9 protein-coding genes and 4 pseudogenes are annotated in these 11,939 nt (G+C 37.4%); 2 read left to right on the top strand and 11 right to left on the bottom strand.

The features are described 5' to 3' along the window. Nucleotides 1-585 precede the first annotated feature (585 nt). From NST12_RS07805 to NST12_RS17080, 4 genes are all read right to left on the bottom strand, one after another. Nucleotides 586-1,542 (bottom strand): sporulation protein, encoded by a 957-nt coding sequence (locus tag NST12_RS07805; protein WP_341100824.1) that lies wholly within the window; start codon nucleotides 1,540-1,542, stop codon nucleotides 586-588. Nucleotides 1,543-1,888: 346 nt separating this feature from the next. Continuing rightward, nucleotides 1,889-2,260: an iron chaperone gene (locus tag NST12_RS07800; protein ID WP_270584215.1), complete on the bottom strand. Its 372-nt coding sequence runs from the start codon at nucleotides 2,258-2,260 to the stop codon at nucleotides 1,889-1,891. Nucleotides 2,261-2,279: 19 nt separating this feature from the next. Beyond that, entirely contained in the window at nucleotides 2,280-2,651 is a 372-nt protein-coding gene (locus tag NST12_RS07795) for an iron chaperone (RefSeq protein ID WP_341100822.1), read from the bottom strand. A gap of 98 nt (nucleotides 2,652-2,749) precedes the next feature. Further along, nucleotides 2,750-2,929, bottom strand: coding sequence for a hypothetical protein (locus NST12_RS17080; RefSeq protein WP_445285691.1), 180 nt, complete (start codon nucleotides 2,927-2,929; stop codon nucleotides 2,750-2,752). Nucleotides 2,930-3,137: 208 nt separating this feature from the next. Here NST12_RS17080 and NST12_RS07785 point away from each other — a divergent pair, with 208 nt between their 5' ends. After that, entirely contained in the window at nucleotides 3,138-3,281 is a 144-nt protein-coding gene (locus NST12_RS07785; protein ID WP_445662325.1) for a DUF4158 domain-containing protein, read from the top strand. Between the two features lie 208 nt (nucleotides 3,282-3,489). Next, nucleotides 3,490-3,854, top strand: a pseudogene (locus NST12_RS07780) (Tn3 family transposase). A 225-nt stretch (nucleotides 3,855-4,079) separates the two neighbouring features. Here NST12_RS07780 and NST12_RS07775 read toward each other — a convergent pair. From NST12_RS07775 to NST12_RS07745, 7 genes and pseudogenes are all read right to left on the bottom strand, one after another. Next, nucleotides 4,080-5,411, bottom strand: a complete 1,332-nt coding sequence (locus NST12_RS07775; RefSeq protein WP_341094497.1) for a short-chain fatty acid transporter — start codon at nucleotides 5,409-5,411, stop codon at nucleotides 4,080-4,082. 1,343 nt (nucleotides 5,412-6,754) lie between these two features. After that, a complete protein-coding gene (htpG, locus tag NST12_RS07770; RefSeq protein ID WP_341100820.1) occupies nucleotides 6,755-8,629 on the bottom strand; it encodes a molecular chaperone HtpG in 1,875 nt (624 codons plus the stop codon). Nucleotides 8,630-8,829: 200 nt separating this feature from the next. Continuing rightward, nucleotides 8,830-9,207 (bottom strand): annotated as a pseudogene (locus NST12_RS07765) (YidH family protein). 163 nt (nucleotides 9,208-9,370) lie between these two features. Beyond that, nucleotides 9,371-9,647: pseudogene (locus NST12_RS07760) on the bottom strand (amidase); the annotation flags it as partial. A 294-nt stretch (nucleotides 9,648-9,941) separates the two neighbouring features. Further along, nucleotides 9,942-10,406: a hypothetical protein gene (locus NST12_RS07755; RefSeq protein ID WP_327797668.1), complete on the bottom strand. Its 465-nt coding sequence runs from the start codon at nucleotides 10,404-10,406 to the stop codon at nucleotides 9,942-9,944. Between the two features lie 12 nt (nucleotides 10,407-10,418). Beyond that, a complete protein-coding gene (locus NST12_RS07750; RefSeq protein WP_341100817.1) occupies nucleotides 10,419-10,925 on the bottom strand; it encodes a hypothetical protein in 507 nt (168 codons plus the stop codon). Between the two features lie 591 nt (nucleotides 10,926-11,516). Further along, a pseudogene (locus NST12_RS07745) lies at nucleotides 11,517-11,937 on the bottom strand (isochorismatase family protein). Between the last annotated feature and the right edge of the window lie 2 nt (nucleotides 11,938-11,939).

The raw sequence follows: 11,939 nt of genomic DNA, 5'->3' as shown, positions 1-11,939 counted from the left end.
CCCTTGAGCGGGGATGGCTTTAATAACAAAAGAGGGTTAATTTTTGTCTGTGTTATTATTAATCTTAACTTGCAAATAAATTAGTGAATTTTAATTAGAATAGCATATCACAGTTGTTTTTCATCTAGCTTGAAATATTTGTTGTGGCGCTGATATTATTACCAAGAAATCGATTTGTTTCTAAATATGGATTTCAATCCACGCACTCATATAGAGTGCGACGATTAGCAGTCCTTTACTATCGGAATATGGATAAAATTTAAATCCACGCACTCATGTAGAGTGCGACAGCGGTTTTTGATCAAAAAAACCGAAAATTCCCGTCTTTTTGATCAAAAACTCACTATTTTCTTTTAACAAAACAAAGAAATTTTTTAAATGAATACCATAATTTTCGAATAAAAGGGTCGGATTCAGGTGCGAATGTTTCGGTGATTTTATGTGCGCTTTACATTCGCACCATAAAATGATGGTTCTTCTTTAAACATTAATTTATTAAAACCAATGTGTTCTGCTTTTGCTTGTTGCCGCATACTAACTGGCAGAACCTAAAGCATCTTTTCTTCATCAATCAAAGGAAAATCTTTACTCATCATCTCCAAAGAAATCATCAAAACCAAATCCATCGTGGTCATATTCGTGATCATGATCATGGTCTTCATGGATCAAATCTTCCATCACTTCGTCTAAGAGCATGCCTCCTAGTGCTCCTGCCACAAATCCTCCAATCATTCCTGCCGCAGAGTTTCCATGTTGACGGAATGGGTGTTCGTCATAATCATATGGTTCATAAGAATAGGTATGATAGGAATGCGGTTGGTGATAAAAACCCGGCTGCTGAATGGCTTCCACAATATATCTTTCCAACACGTTTACTAATGCCGGCATATCATTCAAAACTTCTTGTGTCAAAAAGAATTCTCTTTTGACTTCAACTTCATGATAACCTTGCCGAACCTCTACTTCCATCCAAACGCGAATTCCTTGTTCTTCCAATGCAAGACGCATTTCTATTTCATGTATATCTTGAGCAAAATGACTCATCGGGAAAAATGAAAATTCTTGACCAAAGCGATCCAATTTTCCTGATGTTGATGTTTGACGAAATCCGAGCCGTTCCAGTGCTGCAAAAACATTCATGATTGGCGGAATAGGTCGAATTTCTACATAATCCACATCTTTTTTATCCGCTCCACCTTCAATGTCTAAGTATGTATCAAAGTAAAAGGAAACGGTTGGGCAGGAGACAGGCAATGTAAAGGGGAGCTGATAGTGAAATGGAATGTATTTTTCTTCATGGGCATGAATAATAAACGGCCCGCTGGCAGGGACAGTGGCAATATGATGTTTGGCCATACCATGTTCATTTCGAATTTCCATAAACAACCCAACATCAATGGAACGGATTTTTTGATCTACTTCTCCTCCAAATATGACGACGTCACCCTGCACATTTTCGCCAACTTGATAGGAATTCGTATATAAACGCAAGTCAACGGTAGCTGAACCTTTTCCAAAACTCGCAAGTATCTTTTTAAACATGGTCATGCTCTCCTCTATATTGTATTTCAGTATTGTATTATAACATTTTTATTTTTTACTCTCATTTGTTCAATCTTCAAAATTGGGACATTTTTCATCCCCTTTCGTTTCATATCCCCCCCTGCTCATAATTATTTCACAATTACCAAATCAATTTTTTACCGATGCCAAAAAAGCCTATCTAAAAGAAAAGGAAATCTCCTTGCTTTTAGATAGACTATTCATCTTGAATTTAAAAGAAAACGGTAATCTCATCATTAAGGATATGATACTTTCCCATATCGTTTATGTTGCAAAAACGCATGACATTTTTTCGTGCCATGCGTTTTTGATAAGACATGATGTATTATTTCCGCCAAAAATTCGTATATTCTGCTTTATCCTGGATATTAAATTCGATGATCTTCTCTAGCAATTCGTAATTTACCGGCTCATTCCACGGAATTCGAAACAAGCCTTTGGTAGCACTGTAGCCAGCTTGGGCAATTTCATCGGCAAAGTGCGCAATGACTACTTCTTCGGGTGAAACGCTCAAATGATGCTTCGCTGTGGAAAAACCGATGATAAATGTGCCGTGATCGGTAAACATTGGCGTATTCCACTTGATTTGCGGTTCCAAATTTGGGAATTTATTAGCTACCCACGCCAAAATTTCCTCTGTTCGGTCGCGGTGGTCGGGGTTATCGATACCTGCTAAATATTTTGCAAAAACTTCCATATCTTTCTCCTTCGATATGCTATTTCCGCCAAAAATTCGTATATTCTGCTTTATCCTGAATATTAAATTCAATGATCTTCTCAAGCAATTCGTAATTAACTGGTTTAGTCCATGGGATTCGGAACAAGCGTGAAGAAGCGCTGTAGCCAGCTTGGGCGATTTCATCGGCAAAATGCACCATTGTCTTTTCTTCGGGTAAAACGCTCAAATGATTCTTTGCCGTGGCAAACATAATGATGTATGTGCCGTGATCGGTAAACGTGGGTTTGTTCCACTTGATTTGCGGTTCCAAATTCGGGAATTTATTAGCAACCCACGTCAAAATTCCCTCTGTTCGGTCGCGGTGGTCAGGATTATCGATACCTGCTAAATATTTTGCAAAAACTTCCATGTCTTCCTCCTTTGCTATTATGCTATTGTCGCCAAAAATTCGAATTCTCAGTCTTATCCTTGATATTAAATTCAATTATCTTCTCAAGCAATTCGTAATTAACTGGTCCAGTTCATTGAATTCTGAATTATGCATGAAGAAGCGCTGTAGCCAGCTTGGGCGATTTCATTGGAAAAATGCACCATTGTCTTTTCTTCGGGTAAAATGCTCAAATGATTCTTTGCTGCGGCCAACATAATGATGTATGTACCGTGATCGGTAAACGTGGTTTGATCCACTTGATTTGCGGCTCCTGGTTTGGAAATTTCTCAAGTTGATGAGATACTCTTAGCTATGATTTTATCAGTCTACTACACTTGTATCAATAGAGTACACTCTTGTTGATAAAAATGAACTAATTAACTGAATAATTGCAGAAATGAGATGATACTGTATGAAAATTGCGAGAGGTAGAGAATTGCTACACCGGAATAGCGACAGGCCTTTATGCAAATTCCTGAAGATGAGTGGGTGCTAGGAACCTACTACACTTTTTCCAAACCAGATTTAGAAATTATAAATAAGCAAAGGAGAGAAGAAAACCGTTTAGGGTTCGCCGTTCAATTAGCCGTTCTTCGGTATCCCGGTTGACCATACACTCATATCAAAAGCATCCAGATTCAGTCATATATTATATATCGAAACAAATCGGTGCCACTCCATCTTAGTCTTTATCCTCAACAAAACTAGAAGCTATTTTACGTGGACAAATAAATACAAAGGTCATGAAAAAAATGATGAGGATGTTTTGCGACTCGCTCACTCTATAAGAGGAGGAACAGTCTAAACATCCCTTATAATGGGGAAACTAGGCTCTTATTCAAGGCAAAACAGTTTAGCTACAGCCTTACGTGAGATGGGAAGAATCGAAAAAACAATCTTTATTCTTAATTACATTTCGGATGAATCTTTAAGAAGAAAAATACAAAAAGGATTAAATAAAGGAGAAGCCATGATTGGACTTGCAAGAGCTATAAACAAGGAGAGCTTAGGGAACGAACCATACAGCATCAATTGCAAAGAGCCAGTACTTTAAACATAATTATCAATGCCATCAGTATCTGGAATACCCTACTTCTAACAAAAGCAGTTGAATATCAAAAACGGACAGGTAGTTTTCATGAAGGCTTATTGCATGTCACCTTTAGGCTGGGAACTTATTAATTTACTAGGAGAAAATCATTTTTATTCAGAGAAACTGGTCTCATTAGATTCTTTAAGACCAGTACAACTTTCTTAACGTTGTTAAAAACGGGGGAACCATCTTGAAAATCGGCTTAGCGTTCTAAATCCGCATTTTCCTGACAGTACCCCTTTATGGATGAGAAAGGAAAGAGCCTAATTCATCAAATTATATCAACAATCTTCCACTGTTACACCGCTTGTATTTTAAAATAAATATCCCATAACAAGCACGGCTGCGATATAAACAATTCCTACCCAGAACATCATGACAACCGTATACCCCATAACATCCTTCAATTTCAACTTTGATATAGCAAGCGCCGGCAAAAGCCAAAACGGCTGAACTAAATCGTTCCAAGCACTGCCAAGCATTACACTCATAGAGGTTTGACTAAGAGAGGAATGTAGTTCTTTTGCTGCGTCAATCATAAACGGTCCTTGAACAACCCAGTGTCCTCCTGCAGAAGGAGCGAAATAGTTAATAAAAAATGAACTGATAAGTCCCCAAAATGGAAGTGATTCTGCTGAAGAGAAATGGACAAATCCCTTCGCAATGGTATTCACCAATCCCGATCCGGTCATGATGGCCATAATGCCTGCATAAAAAGGATATTGCAAGATGATACCGGAAATCGTTTTGATTCCTTCGTTTAAACTAGCTATATATTTGGCTGGCGAGCCTAATAAAAGAATCCCCAGAAATAGAATAATGAAATTAACTATATTTAGATTCAAAGAATGCCCATCATAAAAGTAAATGCATACATAAATAATTCCAATGATACCGATAATGAAAGATAATAAACGACTATTGTTTAATTTATTCGCCAATGTATTTTCTTCTAAAAATTCTGTAGCCGCTCCTGTTTCTTCTGAAAATGCAGATGGATTAATTTCGATAATATTTTCTTTTCTTTTTGGATGCAGCATTGCATTTAACATTGGAAGAGTAATAATAAGAACAATGGATGTCATGATCACGGGCGGTGAAAAAATGGTTTCTGAAAGAGGAATAACCCCCATTGTTTTTTCCATTGGATGACCCGGAGTTGAAATAAGCACTGGAATACTGGCGGATAAGCCTAATCCATAAAGGGTAAAGCCACTATAGGCAGATGCAATGATTAACGGATAGTGAACACCTTTTACTTTTACTGCCAATTTTTTCGCCATTACACTTCCGATGACGAGCCCAAATCCCCAATTTAAGTAGCAACCAATGCCTCCAACAAGGGTTGCTACGATAATGGCTGCTTTCGGAGTACGAACCTTGCTTGCAATTTTATTTAGCAATTTATCAATCAACGGAGAAGTTGCCAGCACATACCCCGCAGCGAGAATAACGGCCATTTGTGCTGTGAACGCCAATAAATCCCAAAAACCATTTCCCCAATTCAACGTCATTTCTTTAAATCCTTGCCCTTCAACAACTATTGATAGAATCATTGTTAAAAGGGTTAGTCCAATGGCAAAAACGAAAGGATCGGGAAGATACTTTCTCATTAAATTTGTAAAAAAATTTGTCAATTTTTCCATGCTATACCCCCAAAAATTCATGTTGCTGTTTTGATCAATTTATCAGTTCAAACAAATCTGCACTTATTTAAAAACGCTTACATTTCTGTTTATCGAATTTCCAAAAGTTTTTGGTGCATATACAGCACAATATCGTATTTCATCAGGGTTATTTAATAAGAGTTTGTTTTTCTCACTTCGGGGATCGATTCAATGATCATCCATGAATTTTTTGGATCCACTATGTTTCTTAAAATGGGTTATTGTTCTAACACATCATGAATCTCAGGTTGCGAAATAAAAACTCCTCCTTTCTTTTATTTTTTACACCATCAAGATATGATTTATTTTGAACAAATATTCATATTCGAACATGCACAAGGAATGCGTTAAAAGCGTCGATTATGATCAATATCTTCTAATTGAGAAACCTATTCTTAAGGTGAAATTACCCATTCATTTTTTTAAGAAGACCTAGCCTTTCGATGGATAGATTTAAGAATTGTTCTGTTGTGTTTAAGGAGAAGAAAGATAAGTATATGAACGAACGGGTGGATCGTATAGAAGATTAAATCGAGTAGGAGGGAGCGATTAACTCCCGTCCTCTCACACCACCGTACGTACGGTTCCGTATACGGCGGTTCAATTAAGATAATTGACGCAAGTCTTTATAACTTCCGTGAATAGCTGTTCTCTTTATGCCAGTGGTCACTCCACCCTCCAAGAGGTCTCCCACGGGATTCACCGCTTCCTCCCTCAAGTGAGGTACTACGTTTTCTGTGTTCATCATGACTCACTGAATACCAAGGGCTATTCTCTCTTAATTGTTCGGTCCTTCTTAGTTGTTCTAGACCAACTAATACTATGACCTCTGCTGACTTCTGACGGTTCAGCTACTTATCACTAAGTAGGTTATGAAGAGTACTTCACATATCCGCCAGACCTCCCCGGGTAAGTACATGCACTTTCACACCATCTATCCGCCTCATTTACTCGATATGACCTTCGACAGAAAGAGCTTTGTTTTGTTATGCAAACTCACTCAATCATACCTAGCCTTATATGAGGTTCGTGTTCCTCGGACCGGTGTTTTGCCTCCAGCTTCCTTCAGATTCCGCGTCACCACGGACACCCTTGCTCTTGGCTAACCTCTACTTCTGTCTTCGGGGTTCGGGACTTACACCCTATAGTTCATGTACATGCCGGGCGCACATACAAAATGACTGAAGACAAAGACAGTCTTCAGTCATTTTGTGATCATTGAGCATATATAGTTTAATCTTATATCCGTTGCGAGATATCAAAATGATAAAAGCTTAAGATAGCCAAAGACAAAGTGGTATGTCCTTGCTATATGCACAACATCACACCATAATCTTGCAAATATCGTTCGAAAATTCAACCGGATCATTGATTGGCAAGCCTTCGATGAGAAGAGCTTGATTGTACAATAAGTTGGTATAGAGTTTTAATTTTTCTTTGTCGTTTGCGTAAGCGTCTTTTAAAGATTGGAAGACGTCGTGATGGACGTTAATTTCTAAGATTTTTTCCGCTTTGATGTTTTGGTTGTTCGGCATGGCGTTTAGAACTTTTTCCATTTCGATCGATACTTCCCCTTCTGTTGCAAAACATACAGGATGGGATTTTAATCTTGTGGATGCTCTGACGTCTTTGACTTTGTCCGATAGTACTTCTTTCATATAATCAAAAAGTTCTTTGTTTTCCTTTTCTTCTGCTTCAGTTTGTGCTTTGTCTTCTTCAATTCCCAAGTCGCCGCTGGATACCGATTTAAATTCTTTGTCTTTGTATTTCATTAACATTTTGATCGCAAATTCATCGATATCTTCGGTGAAATAGAGAATTTCATACCCTTTTTCTGCTACTAATTCCGTCTGTGGAAGCTTTTCAATTCGTTCAATGGTTTCTCCGGTCGCATAGTAAATATATTTTTGATCCTCCGGCATTCTTGAAACATATTCATTTAAAGTAACCAGCTTTTTCTCTTTTGATGAGTAGAACATCAATAAATCCTGCAATAATTCTTTATCTCTTCCAAAATCTTGATAAACTCCGAACTTTAATTGTCTGCCAAACGATTGATAAAATGCTTCATACTTATCTCGTTCATTTTTTAATAAGCTTTCCAATTCTCTCTTAATTTTATTCTTAATGTTTTTGGCGATAAACTTTAATTGTTTATCCTGCTGCAGCATTTCCCTGGATATATTGAGAGATAAATCTTCTGAGTCGACCATCCCTTTGACAAAGCTAAAATAATCTGGAAGCAAATCAGGACATTTTTCCATGATTAAGACGCCGCTGGAATACAGTTCTAATCCTTTTTCGAATTCTTTTGTATAGTAGTCAAAAGGTATTTTCTCAGGAATAAATAAAATCGCTTGATATCTTACTGTACCGTCGACGCTGATATGAATATGTTTAATCGGCTTGTCAAAACCGTAATGTTTTTCTTGGTAAAAATTCTCGTAATCTTCATCCGTCAATTCACTTTTATTTTTTCTCCAAATCGGAACCATGCTGTTAATAATCTTTTCTTCTTTATACTCTTCAAATTCGTTTTCGCTGCCCTCTTTACGTTTTCTTTCCGTCACATCCATTTTGATAGGATAGCGAATGAAATCAGAGTATTTTTTGATGATTTCTTTTAAGCGGTACTCTTCAAGGAACTCATCGTAATTTTCATCTTCTGTATTTTCTTTCAACTTTAAAATAATCTCGGTTCCAACTGAATCTTTCTCGCATGGTTCAATGGTGTATCCATCCGCTCCTTGAGATTCCCATTTATATGCTTCATCGCTGCCTAAAGCTTTACTGATGACTGTCACTACATCTGCGACCATAAAAGCGGAATAAAATCCTACCCCAAATTGACCGATGATTTCATGGCCATCTTTCAATTCATTTTCGTTTTTAAAAGCAAGAGAACCGCTTTTCGCTATCGTTCCAAGGTTATTTTCAAGCTCTTCTTTTGTCATTCCAATACCGGTATCCAAGATCGTCAATGTTCTGTTTTCTTTATTGGGGATGATTTTAATATAGTAATTGTCTTTGTCAAAAGTGAGCGAATCATCTGTCAGCGCTTTGTAATAGATTTTGTCAATGGCGTCACTGGCATTGGAAATGAGCTCTCTTAAAAAGATTTCTTTTTGTGAATAAATCGAGTGGATCATCATTTCCAACAGTCTTTTCGATTCTGCCTTAAACTGCTTTTTCGCCATAAAGACTCTCCTTTCCACGAACAAAATTCCTATATGTAAAGAATGTCCTTATCGCTTTATGATCAAAATTAGCACTCTCATATATTGAGTGCTAATCAATAGTTTAGATAGCACAGAAAATGGCATTTGTCAAATAGGATATAAGCCATATCGACTTGTTCTATCTTCTAATGATAGGCAATGAGGATTCGAGCGATCATTTATTTTCCTATTAACGAAACAAAGAAATAATAACCGAACAAGAAAGTGACAAGCAACATTAACATTGCTAAAAACAAAATAAGAGAACGAGAAGGCCGAAACGTTTGTTCATTAATTTGTTTCGCTTTTTGAAAATAGCTGATAGTCGAAAAAAGGATCGTACATACGCCTGTTAAGACCGATAATAGACCGATGATTTGCACAGTCATATTGGATAAAGATTGAGTAGCCGATTTGATATGCAAGTTTAGAATAAGAAAACCGATTCCCATAATTGCAATCGCAGTTCGAATCCATGCCAAAAATGTTCGTTCGTTGGCTAAATGCTACTGAATATATTTTGAATCTTCTGTAACGGTACGTTTATTCTCATCCATGAATCCATAGCCTTTCCATTTAAAGTCTACACCAATATATACTTAGAAATTTCCGTTTTCAATAATTGTTCTTGACAAAATTGGATTGCTTCACGAGTATTCAATCAAGAATTCCTGTATCGCCAGACGGATTGCTTGTTTGGACGATGTTTTCACTCTTAGCTTAGTTCATGGAATGGGATTTTTCAATAAAATCGATTAGTTCTTCAGTAGTCAGAACCGTTGCAAATTCTCCATGCAAAGTGGCAAGAGAAATGACAAGAATTTGATCAGCATCATAATATGCACCATCAGGTCCTTTTAATCCAAAGGCAGCTGTAGCGCCTGATACTAGATTTGTATTAAATCCTAGGTTTCCGCTCATTCTTGTAGTAGTGGAGTGGAGCGCATTGAGAAGTCGTTAAACCAGTAATGACGACATTATGGATTTCATGTTCCTTATAGGCGGGAAAAAGTTGTTTTGGTTGCCGGATAACCTATAAGGATAAGACTGTGGAAGGGACTTATCAGTATGGCTTTGGAATTCTGAATTTTAAAGAATAAAAAAGGGCGGATGTTTTCCGTCCAAGTTTGAATTGAGAAACGTGAATGAAAATGAACGATCAATAAAAATCGGCCCTTTGAGTCATTGTATTTTTTGGGACATGATCATTAGATTTTATTTAGAGACTTCCATTTAATATTTTGTGAAATGTTTTAATTTTTTATCTTTTGTATACATTGGCCCCGTTTTGTCAGCGATCCCTCTCTTCATAGAAAGCACGAGCTCTTTTCTCTATTTCATTTAGCATCGCATCATTTTCCACTAACGTCTCGCGTATTCGATGAATCAATTGCAAAGCGTTTGGTCCAGAGATTTGCTTTGCCACACGTTCAAGAAGAACTTTCGTATCAACAGAAAATTTACGGGCAAACCCTTGACACATTATCATATTCTTCCGAAGAGCTTCGTTGTATTCACCTGCAAAAGCTCGGCGTAAACATCCGCGCATACCTGCATAACCATATGAAATTTCGGAAGCAGCCCTATAAAAAAGAATCATCCCATCTGCATTGCTGGATTCCGGATGTAAACGAAGTTCACTTACCAATGAGACTAAACGTTGTACCACTGGCTTGGCAGACTCCGTTGCGTTCCACCACTCCATCAAGCAATGCTGTTTCTCTGCACTCATATTGATAAGTCGTGTATTAAGCAAAGAACTTTCCTCCTAAAGACGAGGGATTGCTTGAATTTTCTCGTTCTTCGCGCGTATTGCCTCCCATTCAGGACCAAGAAAGGACTGGCCAAGCTTATTAGCTCTCTTAATCATTTTAGCGATTTGACGGTTTAAATATCGACTTTGCTCGACTAAATAAAAAACGCTCGGATCAGCTCCTTGAACAGCTAATTCAAAATTGGGACTTAATTGTTTTTCACTAATACGCAAAGTATCAAGATCAAAGACAAGCATTTCTTTTTCAAGAGGAATCAAATCACCTTGACGGATGCGTTGAATCGTCCCTTGTACAGCATCAAATCCGTAGCCGATATCCGCAACTGTTGCATGATACGGATTCAGTCCCGGCGCCACTCTTATAGATGGAATTCTTCGAAAACCTGTTGTAATAGAACACACTACTTCCTTGGCGGCCATCCCTTTTTTTAACGCAGCCTCAATAGCATCAAGATAATCATCTCGTTGATTAGAATGGATCCCTACAAAGTCAGATGACATTTATAAGTCCCTCCCCTTAGTTTTTTAGATTATTCTGAAAGAACGATATAGGTGTATGTCAGTTGTTTGTCTATTAAGATTTTTTCGCAAAAAGTAACGGTAGGAAAACGTGGTTTGAATCAAATTTTATACAATTGAAGTGAACATAAGACTATTAGAAATAAATACATTCGGCTCATTTCACTTGCGGCTCTTATCTGTATAAAAAGTCGGCGTTTCTTGTTATTGAATGTCTGTATGTTATCCTTTGGAGGAGTTGATTAATTGTGGTTCATGAATTGGATATCCAAAATACATTACTATTACTGCCTATCATGCTCGACTTACGTCCTTCTCTACTACATGTCCATACTTAGCTAACAAGAAAAGGCACCTGTAGATCATTACAGGTGCCTGTGACTAGATCATTGTCTATTCAAATTGATTTCATAATATAGAATCCATCTGTATCTTCCACTTCAACAATACCGACTTCTCCTCTGCCATGAGATTTAGCCCTAAAGCAGGAACAAATTAACGGTCAATGGGATATGGAATGATTCATATTAATAGCGGGAATGCTTATTGTATTTTTTCTTAACACTAAAAAAATTATATTAAAAATTTAGGTCCTATGATTTGTTCAATCAGTTCTTCCTTAGTCAAAACCGTTGCAAATTCTCCATGCAAAGTGGCAAGAGAAATGGTATGAATTTGATCAGCATCATAATAGACACCATCAGGTCCTTTTAATCCAGAGGCAGCTATAGCGCCTGATACTAGATTTGTATTAAATCCTAGGTTTCCACTCATTCTTGTCGTGGTGGAAACGCAATGAGGAGTCGTTAAACCGGTGATCACGACATGATGGATACCGTGTTATTGTTCCAAGTTGGTCCCTATAAAGGCACTGTTCACATGTTTTTGAATGATGACTTCGCCTTCTAATGATTTACAATCTCCTTAAACGAAACTCCTTTACTGTTAGCAGCCAGAGGTGAATGAGAATTCGTCGATATATGTGGACATGGATAA

This window comes from Bacillus sp. FSL W8-1127 (genome assembly GCF_038006725.1).
Classification (GTDB): Bacteria; Bacillota; Bacilli; order Bacillales; family DSM-4216; genus Bacillus_O; species Bacillus_O smithii.
Note: the sequence above shows the minus strand (reverse complement) of the source record. Positions and strands in the feature narration are given on the sequence as shown.